General features: G+C 70.0%; 13 protein-coding genes and 1 pseudogene. 5 read left to right on the forward strand and 9 right to left on the reverse strand.

Going from position 1 to position 18494, the window contains the following annotated elements:
* The first annotated feature begins 83 nt into the window (after nt 1-83).
* A complete protein-coding gene (locus tag ABT078_RS14060) occupies nt 84-725 on the forward strand; it encodes a cysteine hydrolase family protein (protein ID WP_351227268.1) in 642 nt (213 codons plus the stop codon).
* Nucleotides 726-755: 30 nt separating this feature from the next.
* Here the strand turns inward: ABT078_RS14060 and ABT078_RS14065 are convergent, their stop codons facing one another.
* From ABT078_RS14065 to ABT078_RS14075, 3 genes are read right to left on the reverse strand one after another with little or no spacing between them, the layout of a single operon-like run.
* Nucleotides 756-1502, reverse strand: a complete 747-nt coding sequence (locus ABT078_RS14065) for a succinate dehydrogenase/fumarate reductase iron-sulfur subunit (RefSeq protein ID WP_351227270.1) — start codon at nt 1500-1502, stop codon at nt 756-758.
* On the reverse strand, nt 1499-3445 hold the full coding sequence (locus tag ABT078_RS14070; RefSeq protein WP_351227272.1) for a fumarate reductase/succinate dehydrogenase flavoprotein subunit: 1947 nt from the start codon (nt 3443-3445) through the stop codon (nt 1499-1501). Before ABT078_RS14070 ends, ABT078_RS14065 begins: the two co-directional genes overlap by 4 nt.
* Nucleotide 3446: 1 nt before the next feature.
* A complete protein-coding gene (locus ABT078_RS14075; protein WP_351227274.1) occupies nt 3447-4151 on the reverse strand; it encodes a succinate dehydrogenase in 705 nt (234 codons plus the stop codon).
* Between the two features lie 84 nt (nt 4152-4235).
* On the opposite strand from ABT078_RS14075, the gene ABT078_RS14080 reads away from it, so the two are divergent.
* Nucleotides 4236-5147: a LysR family transcriptional regulator gene (locus tag ABT078_RS14080; RefSeq protein ID WP_351227276.1), complete on the forward strand. Its 912-nt coding sequence runs from the start codon at nt 4236-4238 to the stop codon at nt 5145-5147.
* Between the two features lie 165 nt (nt 5148-5312).
* Here the strand turns inward: ABT078_RS14080 and ABT078_RS14085 are convergent, their stop codons facing one another.
* From ABT078_RS14085 to ABT078_RS14095, 3 genes are all read right to left on the reverse strand, one after another.
* A complete protein-coding gene (locus ABT078_RS14085; protein WP_351227278.1) occupies nt 5313-7484 on the reverse strand; it encodes a putative bifunctional diguanylate cyclase/phosphodiesterase in 2172 nt (723 codons plus the stop codon).
* Entirely contained in the window at nt 7481-8293 is an 813-nt protein-coding gene (locus ABT078_RS14090; RefSeq protein ID WP_351227280.1) for an SAM-dependent methyltransferase, read from the reverse strand. The genes ABT078_RS14085 and ABT078_RS14090 overlap by 4 nt, the downstream gene beginning before the upstream one ends.
* A gap of 212 nt (nt 8294-8505) precedes the next feature.
* Entirely contained in the window at nt 8506-9471 is a 966-nt protein-coding gene (locus ABT078_RS14095) for an SCO0930 family lipoprotein (RefSeq protein ID WP_351227282.1), read from the reverse strand.
* Nucleotides 9472-10183: 712 nt separating this feature from the next.
* On the opposite strand from ABT078_RS14095, the gene ABT078_RS14100 reads away from it, so the two are divergent.
* Entirely contained in the window at nt 10184-10948 is a 765-nt protein-coding gene (locus ABT078_RS14100; protein ID WP_351227284.1) for a bestrophin-like domain, read from the forward strand.
* A 193-nt stretch (nt 10949-11141) separates the two neighbouring features.
* The gene (locus ABT078_RS14105) at nt 11142-11717 is read left to right on the forward strand and encodes a hypothetical protein (protein ID WP_351227286.1); all 576 of its coding nucleotides are present in this window, start codon (nt 11142-11144) and stop codon (nt 11715-11717) included.
* Between the two features lie 123 nt (nt 11718-11840).
* On the opposite strand, the pseudogene ABT078_RS14110 reads toward ABT078_RS14105, so the two are convergent.
* Nucleotides 11841-12116, reverse strand: a pseudogene (locus tag ABT078_RS14110) (hypothetical protein); the annotation flags it as partial.
* 1309 nt (nt 12117-13425) lie between these two features.
* Between ABT078_RS14110 and ABT078_RS14115 the strand changes: the two are divergent.
* Nucleotides 13426-14085, forward strand: coding sequence for a class F sortase (locus ABT078_RS14115; RefSeq protein ID WP_351227288.1), 660 nt, complete (start codon nt 13426-13428; stop codon nt 14083-14085).
* An 89-nt stretch (nt 14086-14174) separates the two neighbouring features.
* Here the strand turns inward: ABT078_RS14115 and ABT078_RS14120 are convergent, their stop codons facing one another.
* Both ABT078_RS14120 and lysX read right to left on the reverse strand, forming a co-directional pair.
* Nucleotides 14175-15044 (reverse strand): polysaccharide deacetylase family protein, encoded by an 870-nt coding sequence (locus ABT078_RS14120; protein WP_351227290.1) that lies wholly within the window; start codon nt 15042-15044, stop codon nt 14175-14177.
* Nucleotides 15045-15159: 115 nt separating this feature from the next.
* Nucleotides 15160-18468, reverse strand: a complete 3309-nt coding sequence (gene lysX / locus ABT078_RS14125) for a bifunctional lysylphosphatidylglycerol synthetase/lysine--tRNA ligase LysX (RefSeq protein ID WP_351227292.1) — start codon at nt 18466-18468, stop codon at nt 15160-15162.
* Nucleotides 18469-18494: the final 26 nt, after the last annotated feature.

Consider the following 18494-nt stretch of genomic DNA (forward strand, 5'->3'; position numbering starts at 1 on the left):
CACACGTGGCACCCCTGACCGTTCCGTTCTATGGTCGAGCTGACGGGCCCGGTCGGAACGACCCGTCGCAGGGGAGCCTCGGCATGAACGATCCCGGCTACACCAGCGAGAACACCGCACTCCTTGTGGTTGATCCGTACAACGACTTCCTGTCCGAAGGCGGGAAGTTGTGGCCGCGCACGAAGGCGGTCGCCGAACAGGTCGGCCTCCTCGACCACATGCGTCAAGTCCTGGCGGCGGCTCGCGCCGCCGGGTTGCGCGTACTGTTCGTGCCTCACCGCAGGACCGCCCCGGGCGACTACGAGACCTGGGCCTTTCTGTCGCCATCACAGGACGCCACGCGCAAGGCCCTGATCTTCGCGGCAGGTTCATGGGGCGGAGAGTTCCACCCGGACTTCCAGCCGCGCGACGGAGAGCTCCGCGTCCATGAGCACTGGTCCGCGAGCGGCTTCGCCAACACCGATCTCGACTTCCTGCTGAAGCAGCATCACGTCTCACGGATCGTGCTGATGGGCATGCGTGCGAACACCTGCATCGACACCACGGCGCGGTTCGCGCAGGAACTCGGCTATCACGACACGCTCATCAGGGACGCGATAGCCGCGTTCCGCCCCGAGGAGATGCAGGCGACCTTCGAGATCAACGCTCCGGCCTATGCCCACGCCGTCCTCACCGCGGACGAGTTCACCGCGGGCCTGTCCGGCATTGCGACCGCCGGCCCTTGACCACCGCACCGCGCGGGCGTGCCGTGCCGGCTACCGGCCGGCCTTCCGGGTCGCACGCAGCCACTCCTTGTTCATCGCCGTGATCGACGGCATCGGGATGCCCTTCGGGCAGGCCGTCGCGCACTCGCCGGTCAGGGTGCAGCCGCCGAAGCCCTCCTCGTCCATGGCCGCGACCATGTCCAGCACGCGGGTCTCGCGCTCCGGCGCGCCCTGCGGCAGCACATTGAGATGGTTGATCTTCGCCGAGGTGAAGAGCATCGCCGAGCCGTTGGGGCAGGCCGCGACGCAGGCGCCGCAGCCGATGCACTCGGCGTGCTCGAACGCGAAGTCGGCATCGGCCTTGGGGACCGGGGTGGCGTGGGCCTCGGGGGCGGAGCCGGTCGGCGCGGAGATGTAGCCGCCGGCCTGGATGATCCGGTCGAAGGCGGACCGGTCGACCACCAGGTCCTTCACCACCGGGAAGGCCGAGGCGCGCCACGGCTCGACGTCGATGGTGTCGCCGTCCTTGAAGGACCGCATGTGGAGCTGGCAGGTGGTGGTGCGCTCGGGGCCGTGCGCGTCGCCGTTGATGACGAGTGAGCAGGCGCCGCAGATGCCCTCGCGGCAGTCGTGGTCGAAGGCGACCGGGTCCTCTCCGCGCAGGATGAGTTCCTCGTTGAGGGTGTCGAGCATCTCCAGGAACGACATGTCCTGGGAGATGCCGTCCACCTCGTAGGTGGCCATGGCGCCGGGGGCGTCGGCGTCCTTCTGACGCCAGACGCGGAGGTTGAGCCTCATGCGTAGCTCCGCTGGGTGGGGTGGACGTACTCGAAGACGAGGTCTTCCTTGTGCAGGACAGGCGCTTCGCCGGTTTCCGTGAACTCCCAGGCGGCGGCGTAGGAGAACTCCTCGTCCCTGCGCGCGGCCTCACCGTCCGGGGTCTGGGACTCCTCGCGGAAGTGGCCGCCGCAGGACTCCGACCGGTTCAGCGCGTCGAGGCACATCAGCTCGGCGAGCTCCAGGTAGTCGACGATCCGGTTGGCCTTCTCCAGCGACTGGTTGAACTCCTCGCCGGTACCTGGCACCTTGATCCGGCGCCAGAACTCCTCACGGATCTGCGGGATCCGGTCGAGGGCCTTGCGCAGCCCTGCGTCGGTCCGGGCCATTCCGCAGAACTCCCACATCATCTCGCCGAGTTCACGGTGGAACGAGTCGGGCGTGCGGTCGCCGTCGACGGAGAGGAGGAGCTGGAGGCGGTCCTCGGTCTCGGCGAGCACCTCGGCCACGGCGGGGTGGCTGTCGTCGATCGTGTCGTGCTGCGGGTTGCGGGCGAGATAGTCGTTGATCGTCGACGGGAGGACGAAGTAGCCGTCGGCGAGGCCCTGCATCAGCGCGGATGCGCCGAGGCGGTTGGCACCATGGTCGGAGAAGTTGGCCTCACCGATGGCGAAGAGGCCGGGAACGGTGGTCTGGAGGTCGTAGTCGACCCACAGTCCGCCCATGGTGTAGTGCACGGCGGGGTAGATCCGCATCGGCACCTCGTACGGGTTCTCCGCGGTGATCCGCTCGTACATGTCGAAGAGGTTGCCGTACTTCTCCTCGACCTTCGCCCGGCCCATGCGCCGGATCGCGTCGGCGAAGTCCAGGTAGACGCCCTGGCCGCCGGGGCCGACGCCCCGTCCCTCGTCGCAGACGTTCTTGGCGGCCCTGGAGGCGATGTCGCGCGGGACGAGGTTGCCGAAGGAGGGGTAGATGCGCTCCAGGTAGTAGTCGCGCTCGTCCTCGGGGATCTCGTTCGCCGGGCGGGTGTCGCCCTTGGCCTTCGGGACCCAGATGCGGCCGTCGTTGCGGAGCGACTCGCTCATCAGCGTCAGCTTGGACTGGTGGTCGCCGGTGCGCGGGATACAGGTGGGGTGGATCTGGGTGAAGCAGGGGTTGGCGAAGTACGCACCCCGGCGGTGCGCCCGCCACACGGCGGTGGCGTTGGAGTTCATGGCGTTCGTCGACAGATAGAAGACGTTGCCGTAGCCGCCGGTGGCCAGGACCACCGCGTCCGCGAAGTAGGTGTCGATCTTCCCGGTGATCAGGTCGCGGGCGACGATGCCCCGGGCCCGTCCGTCGACGACGATCAGGTCGAGCATCTCCGTGCGCGGATGCATCTCGACGTTGCCGGCGGCGATCTGCCGGGACAGTGCCTGGTAGGCACCGAGGAGAAGCTGCTGTCCCGTCTGGCCGCGGGCGTAGAACGTACGGGAGACCTGGACACCGCCGAAGGAGCGGGTGTCGAGGAGCCCGCCGTACTCGCGGGCGAACGGCACCCCCTGGGCGACGCACTGGTCGATGATCTCGACGGAGATCTGGGCGAGGCGGTGGACGTTCGACTCGCGGGCGCGGAAGTCGCCGCCCTTGACCGTGTCGTAGAAGAGGCGGTGAATCGAGTCGCCGTCGTTACGGTAGTTCTTGGCCGCGTTGATGCCGCCCTGGGCGGCGATGGAGTGGGCCCGACGCGGGGAGTCCTGGTAGCAGAACTGGACCACGTGGTAGCCCTGTTCGGCGAGAGTGGCTCCGGCGGAGCCGCCCGCGAGGCCGGTGCCCACGACGATCACCGTGTGCTTGCGGCGGTTGGCGGGGTTCACCAGCTTGGCCTCGAAGCGGCGGCGGTCCCAGCGTTCGGCGATGGGCCCGGCGGGTGCCTTGGTGTCGGCGATCGAGTCGCCGGTCTCGTAGTTCAGGTAACTCATGTCAGTTCACGACTCCGGTCATGACGGCGACGGGTACCGCGATGAAGCCCAGCGTCAGCACCAGCGCGAGGACGTCGGCGGAGGTCTTGAGAACGCGTTCGCGCCGCGCGCTGCCCACGCCGAGGGTCTGGGCCGCGCTCCAGAAGCCGTGCCGGATGTGCAGGCCGAGGGCGAGCATCGCCGCGATGTAGATGGTGTTGCCGTACCAGGTGGAGAAGGTCGCGAGGACGTTCTCGTAGGGGCGGCCGTGCTGCGCGTTCTCGTTGACGGTGAGCGTGGTCAGGTCCAGCAGGTGCCAGACGATGAACAGGCCCAGGATGATCCCGCCCCAGCGCATGGTGCGCGTGGCGTAGCTCGCGCGGCGCCGCTTGTGCACGTACTTGCTGGGGCGGGCCCTGATGTCCCGCCTGCTCAGCTGGTACGCGGACACGATGTGCAGCACGACGGCCGCGAGCAGGACCACACGGACGATCCAGAGCGCCCACTCGTAGTGCAGGAAGGGCTCGCCGAGCGTGCGCAGCCAGTGGGCGTAGCCGTTGAAGTCGTCGGAGCCGAAGAAGATCTTGAGGTTGCCCAGCATGTGGACGACCAGATAGCCGAGCATGATCAGGCCGCTCACGGCCATGATCGCCTTCTTGCCGACGGTCGATCCCCAGAGGGATCGCGTCATGGACGGTCGTCGGTCCGTCCGCGTTGCCAGAGCCATGGTTACAGACGCTAGGTCCGGGGATGCCGAAAGGTCCAAGACATGGTCCGGCTCATCTCCATAGGCTCTCGCTATCGTGGTGGTATGCAGATCCAGCAGCTTCAGTATTTCGTGGCCGTCGCCGAGACCCGTCACTTCACGCGGGCGGCCGAGCAGGTGCACGTCTCGCAGCCGTCGCTGTCGCAGCAGATCAGGGCGCTGGAGAAGGAGCTGGGGGCGGAGCTCTTCAGCCGGGCGCGCGGGAACATCGCGCTCACGGACGCGGGCGAGGCGCTGCTGCCGCTGGCCCGGCGGATTCTGGCGGACACGGACACGGCCCGGCACGAGGTCCAGGAGCTGGCGCAGCTGCGACGCGGGCGGATCAGGCTCGGGGCGACGCCGAGCGTGTGCACCGGGTTGCTGCCGGACGTGCTGCGCGCGTTCCACGATCTGCACCCGGGGATCGAGCTGCTGATCGAGGAGGGCGGCTCGCACGATCTCGTACGGGAGCTGGCGCGCGGCATGCTCGATCTGGCGCTGGTGGTGCTGCCGCTGCCGCCTCCGGCGCCCGCGCTGACGACGGTGGAGCTGCTGCAGGAGGACCTGGTGGTGGTGTCGTCGGCGGCTGCGGCCGCACCGCGGCGGCCGGTGCGGATCGCGGATCTCCAGGGGCAGCCGCTGGTGATGTTCCGGCACGGGTACGACCTGCGGGAACTGACGGTGGCGGCGTGCCGGGCGGAGGGCTTCGAGCCCTCCTTCACGGTGGAGGGGGGCGAGATGGACGCGGTGCTCGGGTTCGTGCGGGCGGGGCTGGGCATGGCGGTGGTGCCGTGGATGGTGGCGACGCGGGCGGGGCGGGATCTGCGGGTGACGGCGCTGGCCCCGCCCGGCCTGCGGCGCACCATTGCGCTGGCGCACCGCAGCGATGTGGCTCCGCCGCGGGCGGCGCGGGAGCTGCAGCGCATGCTGCTCGGCACCCGGACCGGGGCGCCCACGGGCCTGGCTCCGGACACCTGACGGGCCCCTGCCCGGCGCCCCGGACAGTCACGGTCCCGGGCGGCGCCTGCCGGCGCGCGCGGCAACCGGCCCGGGGACAGGTCGAGAACGTCCCTGGCCGGGGTCCCGCCCCTTGCTACTACGCCGAGCGCGGCCAGAAGCGCGCCCTCGACCGCCCGCGGCCGGCTACACCGCGTCCGCCAGGGTCAGCGCGTGCAGGCGCTCCGGAGGGCCCGGGCGGGCGTAGTACCAGCCCTGGGCGGTGTCGCAGCCCAGTTCGCGCAGCTGCTCGGCCTGCGCACCCGTCTCGACGCCCTCCACCGTGACCACGAGTTCGAGGCTGTGCGCCAGGGAGACGATGCCCTCGACGATCTTGATGTCGACGGGGTCCGCCGGATGCTGCTGCATGCCCTGCGTGAAGGAGCGGTCGAGCTTGAGGACGCTCACGGGGAGCCGCCGCAGGTTGGCCAGGTTCGAGTAGCCGGTGCCGAAGTCGTCGAGCGCTATGTCGACACCCATCTCGGCGAGTTGCCGGAGCGGCTTGAGGAGGTCCTCGTCCGCGCCGATCAACGCCGACTCGGTGACCTCCAGGCACAGCGCCTTCGGCTCCAGGCCGGAGCGCTCAAGGACGTCCACCGTGTCGGCGACCAGCCCCGGGTGGTGCAACTGGGTCGGCGACAGGTTGACGTTGATCCGCAGTGGCCGGCCGGTCCCGTCGACCGGAGCCTGCTCGTGCCAGAACCGGGCCTGCTTCACGGCCTCCTGGAGCACCCAGCGGCCCAGCGGCACGATCAGGCCCGTGTGCTCGGCGAGCGGGATGAACCGGTCGGGCCCGAGTACCCCGTGCTGCGGATGGCACCAGCGCACCAGTGCCTCCGCGCCGTACACACTGCCGTCGCCGAGGTGCACGAGCGGCTGGTACTCGATGAAGAACTCACCGCGCTCCAGCGCCGCCGGCAGCGCCGTGGTCAGCCCGTGCCGGGTGATCGCGCGGGCGTCCGCCTCCGCGTCGGCGAACTCGAAGCGGTTGCCGCCCGCCGCCTTGGCCCGGTACATGGTGATGTCGGCGCTGCGCAGCACCTCCGCAGAGGTCTGCTCCCCCGCCGCCCCCTCGACGATCCCGATGCTGCCCCGGAGGCTGATCTCGCGTCCTTCGAGTGTGACGGGTGCGGCCAGTACGCCCAGGATCCTGGCGGCGAGTTCGCGCACCTCGCGGGCGGTGTCGGCGCCCGTGGTCAGCGCCACGAACTCGTCGCCGCCGAGCCGGGCCACCATCTCGCCGGGCGCGGTGGCGCAGCTCTGCAGCCGGTCGGCGACCTCCACGAGCAGCCGGTCCCCTGCCGAGTGCCCAAGGCTGTCGTTGATCGCCTTGAAGCCGTCGAGGTCGAGGTAGCAGAGCCCGAAGCGGGCGCCTTCTCCAGCGGAGAGCGTCTTCTCCAGCCGCTCGAAGAAGAGCGTGCGGTTGGGCAGTCCGGTGAGCGCGTCGTGCGTGGCCTCGTAGCGGAGCCGGAGGTTGAGCAGCCGGCGCTCGGTGGTGTCCTCCATCAGTGCCAGCTGGTACTGCGGCTTGCCGTCGGCGTCCCGCAGCAGCGACACCGTGAGGTTGGTCCACAGGACGGTGCCGTCGTTGCGGAAGAACGGCTTCTCGACCCGGAAGTGCTCGCGGTCCCCGCGTACGAGCTCCTCGTGCAGCTCCCAGACGTTCGGCCGGTCCTCGGGGTGGGCCCACTCGCTGACCTTCCGGCCGCGGACGTGGTGCTCGAGTCCGCCGAACATCCGGGTCAGGGTGTCGTTGACCTCCAGTACATTGCCCTCGAGGTCGGCGATGCCGATGCCGACGGCGGCGCCCTCGAACACCGCGCGGAAGCGGGTCTCGGTCGCGTGCAGGGCCTGCATCGCGTCGCTGCGCGCCGCGAGCGCCGACCGGGCGATGGCCTCCTGCTCGGCGAGGGTGCGCTCGCGCAGCGCATGGGCGTAGCCGGCCGCCAGTGCATGCTGCAGCCGGGCGCAGCGGGCACGGTTGTCCTCGGCGGACTCCCGGCCGCCTCCGCAGTAGAGGACCAGATACGCGTCGACGACGCCGAGGGTACGGCTGAGCGCGTCCGGGTCGGTGCAGTGCGCGTCGACAAGGGCGGCCCCGACACGCTGGGCAGCGGCGGTGTCGAAGGGACGCGCGTGCAGCGCGTCGCGCAACTGCCGGGCCAGAGGGAGCAGATGCTGTTCGAACTCGGCTCTGGTCAGCGACGTGGCCGTCACCGGGAAGATCGCCCGGCTCCAGATCGTCGCGAACCGCTGGAGTCTGTCCTCCAGGCCGTCCGGGCCCGCCGTGGGCTCCGGTGCCTGCGCCGGCGCCATCACGCCTTGCGTCCCACCCCTGCGAAGCCGGCGAAGGCGTATGGGTCCTCCTGCTCGGTCGGAGCGTCGGGCCGCCATTTCGCCGTCGCCACGAGTCCGGGTTCGACCAGCTCGAACCCGTCGAAGAACCGAGCGACCTCCTCACGGCCGCGCATGATCAGCGGGTTGCGGATGTCCTTGTAGACCTCGACCGCGCCGCCCGCCTGCTCCTGGGGAAGGGGGATGCCTTCGTACGAGGCGTGGGTGACGAAGATGAGGCTGCCCGGCGCCAGCGCGTCACGCAACTCGGCGACGGCGCGCTGCGGTTCGTCGGCGTCGTCGATGAAGTGGAGTACGGCGACCAGGAGCAGGGCGACGGGCCGGTCGAGGTCGAGGAGACGGGCGACCTCGGGGCTGTCGAGGATCTCGCGAGGCTTGCGCAGATCGGCGCCGACGATCCCGGCTCTCTCGTTGCCCTCCAGCACTGCCTGGCTGTGCGCGACGGCGACCGGGTCGTGGTCGACGTAGACCACCCGGGCTTCCGGGTCCGCCTTCTGGGCCACTTCATGGACATTGCCGAAAGTGGGAATACCCGAGCCGATGTCGAGGAACTGGGTGACGCCCTCGCTCACGGCGAAGCGCACGGCACGGCGCATCACGGCCCGGTTCGCCTGCATGATCTTGGGCAGGCCCGGCATGAACTGCATGGCCTTGCGCGCCGCTTCCCTGTCGACCTCGAAGTTGTGCGAGCCGCCCAGGTAGTAGTCGTAAATGCGGGACACACTCGGCACCGATATGTCGATGCCCGGCGGGGCCCAGGCGGGACGCTCCATTGATTTCTCCAACAAGTCGCCACGGACGTACGGCCATGCGCATGGCCGGTGTTCGAGCCGAGGCTACTGATCGCCCGCCAAGAGGGCGAGCAGAAACGGAAATTACCGGTCCGTTCTTGGTCACACATGCCGTCGGCACGTGCGATCGGCCCGCCGTCACGCGGGGGGCGTGAACGGCGGGCCGACAGGGCCGGAAACGCTGCGTGGGGACTCTACTTGGACGCTCCGACCAGCTTTCCCTGGGGCGATACGGCGTACCAGGTACCGCCCACACCCTGGCCGTTGGTGTCACCGGGCTCGGAGTCGCCGGAGTAGGTGTAGATCGGCCAGCAGTCGATGGTCTGCTGCTCGATGCCGTCGGGCCGGTCGAAGGTGACGAAGCCCTTCTTGAGGATGCCCTCGGTGTCGTTCTTGTCGACCGGTTCGACGACCGGCCACTTCTCCAGGCAGGCACCGGTGCAGGCCGTCTTCATCGGCCAGGCGGAGTCCTTCTTGAAGCGGTAGACCGTCATGCCGTTCTTGTCGACGACGATGTCGCCGAGCTTGGGGTCCTTGCGGACGGAGAGGCCCGCGAGGTCGGCGGGCTCGCCGCCCGCCTCTTCCGCAGCGTCCCCGGCTCCGCCCGGTGCAGCCTTCTTTCCGTCGGGGGCCGAGGCGAACCACGTGCCGCCCACGCCCTGGCCGTTGGTGTCGCCGGGCTTGGTGTCCTTGACATAGCGGTACATCGGCCAGCCGCCGATGGTGAGCTGCTTGCTGCCGTCGGCCCGGGTGATCTCACCGATCACCGATTCGTCGGTGCCGGGTGCGGCGGTGACGTCGCCGGCCGCCACGACGGGCCAGGCCTTTGCGCACTCGCCTTCGCAGTTCGACTTCGGAGGGCTGGCCGTGTCCTTGTCGAAGCGGTAGAGGGTGAAGCCCTCGCTGTCGGTGAGGACCTTGCCGAGCTTCTTGCTGTCCACGACGGCGAGTTGACCCGCCGTCTTCGGGGCGGCCGCGGCGTCGGCGCCCGAACCGTAGTCGGAGCCGTAGCCGTCGGCGGCAGGCTGTTGCGCGGGATTGGCCGCACCGACCGCCTGACCATTGGGTGTTGCCGTGCCCTGGTCCTGACCGCACGCCGTCGTCAGCGCGAGTACGGCCGCTGCAGTCACCGCGAGCGAGGCGTTACGCCAGGTATTCATGTCAACTCCCGTTGTGCCTGGTCCCTGTTGTGGCGCCTGGGTGCGCCGTTCATGTCCCTAGGTACGGGCGGGAGGCTGCGAAGTGTTCAACGGCAGCGGAAAAATCTTCCGGAGCCTCAAACCCGGTCCGCCGACAACCCCACCATCAGGCGAATCGGCACCCGTTCGGGCGTGCCCGGGGCAGTTGTGGATCATGCTCACGGGCGTGTACGGATCGCTCCTCGTCGGACGGCTGTTGTCAGCCGCCGCACTCGCCTGGCTACTGGCGGCCCCGGTGCCCGCCGCTGCCGACAACTGCACGTACGCCTCGATCGGCGGCGACGGCTCGGCCTCGGCCGTGGCGGTCGCGGGCAGCGGCCCCTGTACGGCCGGCCCGTCGCCCGCCCCGAAGCCACCGCCACCGCCTCGGCCGGCCCCGCCGCCACCCGAGCCACCACCGCCTCCTCCGCCGCCACCTCCTCCACCACCGCGCGTCGAACCCGAGCCGGCCCCGCCCCCACCGCCGCCCCCGCCTCCGACGCCGTCACCCACGCCCACCGTGCGCACGGTCCCTTCACCGAGCCCGGTCGCGCTCCCCCGCTACCGCAGCCCGCAGCGCGAGGAACGGCGGAAAGGCCCGTCCCTCGTTTCCCTCACACTCCTGGTCACCGCCCCCGCGGTACTCGCCGCGGCCTTTCTGCGTCCCCGCTCCCGTTAGCCCTCGGAGGTATCTGTGTCGGAATGGGCCGTACTGACGATCGCGATGGCGGCCGCGTGCGCGGTCGTCCTGACCATCACGGTCATCAACCACCGCCGGATCGGCGATGACGACGACCCGTCGGAGACCCCCAGCGTCATCGAGTACATGACAATGATGATCGGCGTGGTCTACGCGATCGTGCTGGGCCTCGCCATCGCCGGCGTCTGGGAGGCGCGCAGCGCGTCCCAGGAGTCCGTGCGTCACGAGGCACAGGCGCTGCACGAGGTGTACGCCCGCGCCGAGGTGTATCCGGCCGACGTCCGTACCCGTATCCGGGACGACGTCGACGCGTACGTCAGCCACGTCGTCAACGACGAGTGGCCCGCCATGGTCGAGACGGGCAGCCTCACCGAGCAGGGCACCCGCCTTCTCGAGCAGGTACGGCGGGACGTGACGGACTATGTCCCGAAGACGGACCACGAGGGGCAGGCGTACCAGCCGCTCGTCGACCAGGTCGCGGCGGCAGATGACGCCAGGGGCGCCAGGGGCCAGGGCATCGAGGCGACGATGCCCGGCGTGGTGTGGTTCGGACTGATCACTGGCGCCGTGGTAACCGTTGGCCTGATCTTTACGCTCCAGATTCGCCGGACTTCCCGGGAACTCCTGCTCGCGGGGCTGTTCAGCGCCCTGATCGCTTTCCTCCTCTTCCTCATCTGGGATTTCGACGCGCCGTTCGGCCGTGGCATTTCGGCCACCGCGGCTCCGTTCATCACTCTCTTCCCGCAAATCCTCGACTGAGGGCGAGACACCCGGGTGGCGTACGGCCGATTCACCCGGACGTACGCCATCCGAGTTACACGCGTCCCCCATTCGCCCGTCGGAGATCGCGGGCGTGATAGGGCGCTCCTAGCGTTCCGGGTATCGAGGTGCATTCCCTGCCTTTGTGGAAACCCGTTCCGCAGCTGCTCCTCGGGGACCCGGAGGATTGCTCATGCGCGCGATACCAGTCGCGTCTGCCGCTCTGCTGGGAGCGGCCGCCCTCGCCCTCACCACTCCCTGGGCGACAGCCGACGGCACTGACGGCGCGGGCGGTGCACCCGGCGCGCCGCGCAAGCAGGCGTTCTCGTTCGCCGTCTCACCCAAGACCGTCGTCCCGGGCGGCCAGGTCACCCTGACCGTGTCCGGCTGCAACACCTCGGCCACGGCCTCCTCCGGCGTCTTCGACACCGTCACGATCCCGCCGGGTCTCACCGGCACGGCGACGGTCGACCGGGACGCCAGACGCGGTGCCGTGTACTCGGTGACGTTCACCTGCCGAGGCCAGTCGGGCACGACCGACCTGACCATCGCCGGCGGCACCGGCGTGGCGACGACACGCTCGACGTCCACCTCCACCGCCACCGCCGCCGCCTCCCCCCGGGCCCCCCAGGGCGTCAGGGGCGGCGTCGGCGGCAGTGTCGGGGGGGCCGACACATTCAAGATCATCACCGGTGGCGTGCTCGTGCTGGTCGCGTCCGGTGGCGTCTTCTACGTGGTGCGCAGGCACATGGGAAACCGTCTCCACTGAGCGCCTCGCCACCGAACCTCGGCCCACCGGCCCCAAGAACACGCAGCACAAGCCCGTCGCCCCGAGTCCTGGACCAGGACTCGGGGCGACGGGCGGTTCGGGCCGACCGGGAGGTTCGGCCGGTCATGCCTTTCCGCTGCTCATGCGACGGCGCCTGATGATGTATACGGCGCCGCCGACGGCCGCCGTGGCGACGAGCCCGCCGCCCACGGCCATCTCGGCGGTCGAGGGACCGTGCGAGCCGCCGAGGCCACCCCGCGCGCCTAGACCGGCGAGCACGGTGAAGGTCCGGGTGGCGACCCGATGGCTTTCGCTCTTGCCGTCGTGGCATCGGACGGCGAGGTTGTACACGCCCGGCGTCGCGTTGTCGTAGATGCGGGCCGTGGCGTCGGCCACGCCGCGGAAGTCGTCGCCGTGGTCACCACGGTCGTTGCCGTTGCCGCCGCGCCCCCGGTCGTTGTCGCGGCCGTTGTTGTCACGTCCGTTGTTGTCGCGGCCGTTGTTGTCACGTCCGTTGTTGTCACGTCCGTTGTTGTTACGTCCGTTGTTGTCACGTCCGTTCCCGTTGCCGCCCTGGTCACGGCCGTTGTTACCGTTCCCGTTCCCACCCTGATTGTTCCCGTTCCCGTTCCCACCCTGGTCACGGCCGTTGTTCCCGTTGCCGTTCCCGTTCCCACCCTGGTCACGGCCGTTGTTCCCGTTGCCGTTCCCGTTCCCACCCTGGTCACGGCCGTTGTTACCGTTCCCGTTCCCACCCTGATTGTTCCCGTTCCCGTTCCCGTTCCCGTTGCCGTTCCCACCCTGATTGTTGCCGTTCCCGTTCCCACCCTGGTCACGGCCGTTGTGGCCGTTCCCGTTCCCACCCTGATTGTTCCCGTTCCCGTTCCCGTTGCCGTTCCCACCCTGATTGTTGCCGTTCCCGTTGCCGTTCCCGTTCCCACCCTGGTCACGGCCGTTGTGGCCGTTCCCGTTCCCACCCTGATTGTTGCCGTTGCCGTTCCCGTTCCCACCCTGGTCACGGCCGTTGTGGCCGTTCCCGTTCCCGTTCTCGCCAGAGCCTTCGCCGAAGCCGCTCTCGTCCCAGTCATCGCCGTCGCTGCTCCGGACCCCGGCCCTGTCACGGGTCGCGCCGCCCACCGCACGCTCACCCTTCGAGCCGTGCCCGCCCCGGTTCCCGGAGAGGTTGGCCGTCGGAAAGGCGTTGGACCTCACGGTGCCGCCCTTGTCGCACCCGTCGACAAAGATGTTCAGGATCCCGCCCTGGTGGACCGCGGACGGGGAGATGTTGACGCTGGTGGGGCCGCTGCCACCCTCGTTGGCGGCGGTCAGCGGCGCTGACAGCCCAACGGCCGCGCATGCGGTGAAGGTCACCGCGAGTGTGCGTGAAGCACGCATGGTTGAACCTCCAGTGGAGACGCGCCCCGGAACGGTGCTCCGGGAGATTTGACGAGAACGCCCTCCACCACGAACACTCACCGGCCCGCACATTCGCCGCATTTTGGGACTGGTCCACCCCAGTGAGTCGACACGCCGACGTGAGCACCTCGTATCTGACGGAGTCGCAGGTCACAGACCGTCAGAGGCTCTTATATGACGAAGTACACGAATGGGTCACCCCAAGTGGCCGTACCACCCGTTCGCCCCTCTCCGGTCGCCGCCCGGCCCAGGCCTGCTTAGCGTGCGTGCAGACGATTGAGATGGGAGAACCATGGGCCGCCAGGACTACACCGGCGCACAGTCGAGGAGACGCTCACCCTGGGGCGTACTTGCTCTCGTCATGCTCACCGGCCTCGCTCTGGTCCGGAACGGTATCGATATGGGAATGGGGCCGCCCCAGCCGGCCGTCGCGGCCGCGCTGGACAGCCGCCGCCATGCGGATTCGGTCCCCCTGACGGGGCCCGTCGAGCCGCTGCCGTACGGCCCGGCGTCCCGGATCGCGATCCCCGCGCTCCGGGTCGACGCACCGATCATCGACGTCGGTCTCGACACCAACGGCTGGATCGAGGCCCCGCCCGCGCAGGACCCCAACCTCGCGGGCTGGTACCAGAACGGCGTCGCCCCCGGCCAGCAGGGCACCGCCGTGGTCGTCGGCCACGTCGACAACGCGGCCGGCCCCGCCGTGTTCTACGGTCTGGGCGCGCTCCAGAAGGGCCAGCATGTCGAAGTGACCCGCTACGACGGCAGGGTCGCGGTGTTCGAGGTGTACGGCGTGGAGGTGTTCTCCAAGGACGACTTCCCGGGCGCCCGCGTGTACGGCGACACCGGCACCCCGGAGCTGCGCGTCATCACCTGCGGCGGCGGGTACTCACGGGCCGGTGGCTACGACGGCAACGTCGTCGTCTTCGCCCGCATGATCTCGTCGCAGTGAGCGTTCGAGGGGCCGCCGGCTCGGCCCGCCGACGGCCCCTCGTCCTGCCTGCCGGTCACCGTGCACGCGCAGCGCCCGGCCCGCGTTCCTCAGCGCACCGGCACCCTGATCCGGTACCCGGACCGCAGCAGCTTCGGCAGGTAGCGGCGGAGTGCCGCCACGCTCTGCGAGCGGTCACCGCCCGCGTCGTGCGAGAGGACGACGGCGCCGGGCTCGGCCCCGCCCAGGACGCGGCTGACGATCTTTCCGGTGCCGGGCTCGCGCCAGTCGAGGCTGTCGATCGTCCAGGCGAGGGGCTCCATACCGAGTTCGGCGCCGATCTCGAACGAGTTCTTGTTCCATGCCCCGTACGGGGCGCGGTACCAGAGCGGCGGGCTGCCGAGCGTCTTCTCGATGATCTCGCTCGTGCTGCCCAGTTCGTCGCGGATGCGGGACGCGGAGAGCCTCGGCACCAGCGGATGCGACCAGGTGTGGTTGCCGATCACGTGCCCGTCGTCGGCCACCCTGCGCAGCAGGTCCGGGTGCTCCACCGCCATTTCGCCGCAGACGAAGAACATGGCCCGGACGTCGTGTTTGCGCAGAATCTTCAGGATGTCCGGCGTGTAGCGGGGGTGCGGGCCGTCGTCGAAGCTCAGCACCATGGAGCGGCCGAGTGCCGGCATGCGCAGAAACGGCTCTTGCCGGACCGGAGTCGCCGCCCTCATCAAGGGGTTGGGCACGAACGCCGTCATGGGCTGCAGCCTATAGGCCGAGGCTTTGGGCACCGTGGCTGCCGACTGTGGTCCCGCCGCCGCCTTGGGGTCCGCCGCCTGCGGGCCCGCCGCCGGCGCGGGGGTCGATGTCCGGTTCGGCGTGCGGGTGGCCTCCGTATTGAACAGGGGTGCGGCAGCGGCGGCCGCGACGCAGGCGGCGAAGCCCAGCACCGACCGTCGCGTCGGCGACTTCTGATCCTTCTCCATGAGCAATGGCTGCCACGGGTACCGTTCGGCGGGCCTCAGCAACACCGGTTCGGCGTACGAATGCACCCATTGGGAGCACCGGTCAGTACACCTGTCCGACAAGCCGTCCGAATGATCAGTGACGGCGCACCAGGGGGAACGGGAGGGTGTCACGGATGGTGAGCCCGGTCAGGAACATCACGAGCCGGTCGACGCCCATGCCGAGGCCGCCGGTCGGCGGCATCGCGTACTCGAGCGCGTCGAGAAAGTCCTCGTCGAGCTCCATCGCCTCGGGGTCGCCGCCCGCGGCGAGCAGGGACTGCGCGGTGAGGCGTCGCCTCTGCTCGACGGGGTCGGTCAACTCGGAGTAGGCGGTGCCCAGTTCCGTACCGAAGGCGACGAGGTCCCAGCGTTCGGCGAGGCGCGGGTCGCGGCGGTGCTGGCGGGTCAGCGGGGACACGTCGGTCGGGAAGTCCTTGTAGAAAGTGGGCAGCTGGGTCTTCTCCTCCACCAGCCGCTCGTACATCTCCAGGACGACATCGCCGCGCGTGTCCTCGGGGCTGTGCGGGACTCCGGCCAGATCGCAGAGCCTGCGCAGCGCGTCCTCGTCGGTGTCGGCGTCCACATGGTCGCCGAGCGCGTCGGACAGCGCGCCGTAGACCGTCTTGACCGGCCACGGCCCCGAGATGTCGTGGGCAGCGAGCTTCCCGTCCGCTCCCGCCTTGTGCGCGACAGGTGTGCCGAAGGCGGCGGTGGCGGCGCCCTGGATGAGTTCACGGGTGAGGTCGAGCATCACGTCGTAGTCGGCGAATGCCTGATAGGCCTCCAGCATCGTGAACTCGGGATTGTGCTTGTACGAGACGCCCTCGTTGCGGAAGGTGCGGCCCATCTCGAAGACCTTCTCCAGGCCGCCCACACACAGCCGCTTCAGGAACAGCTCGGGGGCGATGCGCAGATAGAGGTCCATGTCGTAGGCATTGATGTGGGTCGTGAAGGGACGGGCGTTGGCGCCGCCGTGGATCTGCTGGAGCATCGGGGTCTCGACCTCCAGATAGCCGCGGTCGAGCAGCCCCTGGCGCAGTGCCTGTACGGCGCTGGAGCGCGCGCGGACGACACTGCGCGCGTCGGGGCTGGCGACCAGGTCGAGATAGCGGCGGCGGACCCGGGCCTCGGGGTCGGCGAGTCCGCGTCGCTTGTCGGGCAGCGGGCGCAGGCATTTGGCGGTGAGCTGCCAGGCGGTGGCGAAGACGGTGGGTTCGCCGCGGTCGCTCGCGCCGATCTCCCCTGTTGCGGTGATGTGGTCACCGATGTCGGCGTCCCCGGTGAACGTGTCGAGGACGCCGGCGCCCGACGCCTCGCGGGTGAAGGCGATCTGGAGATCGCCGGACCAGTCGCGCAGCACGGCGAACACGACGCCGCCGAAGTCGCGTACAGCCATGATGCGCCCGGCGACGGTGACCTGGTCGCCGGTGCGGGTCCCGGGCACGAGGGACGGGTGTGCGGCGCGGATCGCGGCGAGCGTGCCGGTGCGTGCGGCGACGCCGACCGGGTAGGGGTCGGTGCCCTGCTCGCGCAGCCGCTCCAGCTTGCGATGGCGGATCCGCACCTGCTCGGGCAGTCTGCGCTCTCCCATGGGGCGTACGGTGTCGGGCCCGGCCAGCTCCAGCGCGTCGATCGCCGGCAGCCCCGCCGTGCCGGCCACGGGCGCGGCAACGCCGCGCTGTCGGCCCTTGCCCCAGCGTTTGCGCAGGCTGGGGACGGAGACGAAGCCCTCGGCGATCCCGGAGGCGAGTCCGACACGGGCGAGGGAGCCGGCTTCGCCGAAGCAGAGGAAGCGCGGGTACCAGGCGGGCTGGTATTTGACGTTGGACCGGTAGAGCGCCTCCAGCTGCCACCACCGGGAGAAGAACAGCAGAAGCCGGCGCCAGAGCCGCAGCACCGGTCCCGCACCGATCCTGGCACCCTCCTCGAAGGCCGAGCGGAAGACCGCGAAGTTGAGGGAGATCCGGCGGACGCCGAGCGTCGGGGCCTGGGCGCAGAGCTCGGCGACCATGAACTCCATGATGCCGTTGGGGGCGGTGTCGCGGTCGCGGCGCATGACGTCCAGGGAGATGCCGTCGCGTCCCCAGGGGACGAAGGAGAGCAGCGCGACGAGCCGGTCGTCGGCGTCGAAGGCCTCGACGAGGAGGCAGTCGCCGTCCTCCGGGTCGCCGAGCCGGTCGAGTGCCATGGAGAAGCCGCGTTCGGTCTCGGTGTCGCGCCAGGCGTCGGCCTTGTCGACGACCTGCTTCATCTCCTCGTCGGTGAGGGCGGAGTGGCGCCGGATCCGGGTGGTCGCGCCGAGTCTGCGGACGCGGCCCACGGCCTGCCGGGCGACCCGCATGTCACGCCCGTCCAGGTCGAAGCGGTCGACGTGCAGGATCGCCTCGTCGCCGAGCTGGATGGCGCCGAGCCCGGAGCGTGCGTAGGCCCTGGCTCCGTCCTCGGAGGCGCCCATGACGGCGGGCGCCCAGGCGTAGCGGCGGGCGACGTCCAGCCAGGCCTCGATCGCGGGGGTCCAGACCTCCTTGTCGCCGACCGGGTCACCGCTGGCCAGGGCGACTCCCGCCTCGACGCGATAGGAGACGGCGGCCTTGCCGTTGGGCGCGAAGACGACGGCCTTGTCGCGGCGGGTGGCGAAGTAGCCGAGGGAGTCCTGGGAGCCGTAGGCGCCGAGCAGGGCGCGGATGCGGGGCTCCTCGTCGCCGTGCAGGGCGGCTTCCATGCGCTGGGAGCGAAAGAGCGTACGGGCGGAGTTGAGCAGCGCGAGGGCGCCGAAGAGGCCGAGGAGGAAGAAGAGCGCGCGCGGCGGGGAGCCGTCGAACTGGGCGCCGGAGGCGAGGCCGCCGAGCACGCGGTTGGCGGACCAGAGCAGCCGCTGCTCCGGGACGAGGCTGCCCGGGAAGAGCTCGACGAGTCCCCAGCCGACGAGGATGCCGACGGCGAGTCCGACGATCAGGACAAGGACCGCGTGCCGCAGCGCGCCGCGCCGCGTCAGGGCGTAGAACTCGCGCCGGGCGACGACCAGGAGCGCGAGCGCGAGCAGGCACAGCACGAGGTTGGGGATCCACGCCCAGTCCCGCTGGAGGGCGAGCGTCAGGACGTCGGTGACGACGAGCAGTGCGAGATAGATGACGACCAGCCACCAGGCGGCCTTCTTCCGGGCGCCGATCGCTGCGGCGAGCAGCATCAGGAAGACGGCGTAGGCCAGGTTCGCGCTGACGGGTACGGCGACCTGGTCGAGAAAGGCGGAGACGGGGCTGAGCAGCCTGCGCAGGGGTGCGATCAGCGCGATCAGCGCGCAGTACACCCCGAGCACGGCGAAGAACACCGCGAAGCCGCCCGGCACCTTGCCGAGGAAGCCGCTTCGGGCCTTCGTCGCATGATCCGCCACGCCGACGCTCATGTTCCGCACTCTAGGGAGGCCGCCGC

The organism is Streptomyces sp. NPDC002133, assembly GCF_040296405.1.
GTDB lineage: Bacteria > Actinomycetota > Actinomycetes > Streptomycetales > Streptomycetaceae > Streptomyces.

Excerpts from the sequence above, each read along its gene's own strand:
- ABT078_RS14060 (WP_351227268.1), top strand. The coding sequence starts at position 84 with ATGAACGATCCCGGCTACACCAGCGAGAACACCGCACTCCTTGTGGTT.
- ABT078_RS14065 (WP_351227270.1), bottom strand. The coding sequence starts at position 1,502 with ATGAGGCTCAACCTCCGCGTCTGGCGTCAGAAGGACGCCGACGCCCCC.
- ABT078_RS14070 (WP_351227272.1), bottom strand. The coding sequence starts at position 3,445 with ATGAGTTACCTGAACTACGAGACCGGCGACTCGATCGCCGACACCAAG.
- ABT078_RS14075 (WP_351227274.1), bottom strand. The coding sequence starts at position 4,151 with ATGGCTCTGGCAACGCGGACGGACCGACGACCGTCCATGACGCGATCC.
- ABT078_RS14080 (WP_351227276.1), top strand. The coding sequence starts at position 4,236 with ATGCAGATCCAGCAGCTTCAGTATTTCGTGGCCGTCGCCGAGACCCGT.
- ABT078_RS14090 (WP_351227280.1), bottom strand. The coding sequence starts at position 8,293 with ATGGAGCGTCCCGCCTGGGCCCCGCCGGGCATCGACATATCGGTGCCG.
- ABT078_RS14095 (WP_351227282.1), bottom strand. The coding sequence starts at position 9,471 with ATGAATACCTGGCGTAACGCCTCGCTCGCGGTGACTGCAGCGGCCGTA.
- ABT078_RS14105 (WP_351227286.1), top strand. The coding sequence starts at position 11,142 with ATGCGCGCGATACCAGTCGCGTCTGCCGCTCTGCTGGGAGCGGCCGCC.
- ABT078_RS14115 (WP_351227288.1), top strand. The coding sequence starts at position 13,426 with ATGGGCCGCCAGGACTACACCGGCGCACAGTCGAGGAGACGCTCACCC.
- ABT078_RS14120 (WP_351227290.1), bottom strand. The coding sequence starts at position 15,044 with ATGGAGAAGGATCAGAAGTCGCCGACGCGACGGTCGGTGCTGGGCTTC.
- lysX (WP_351227292.1), bottom strand. The coding sequence starts at position 18,468 with ATGAGCGTCGGCGTGGCGGATCATGCGACGAAGGCCCGAAGCGGCTTC.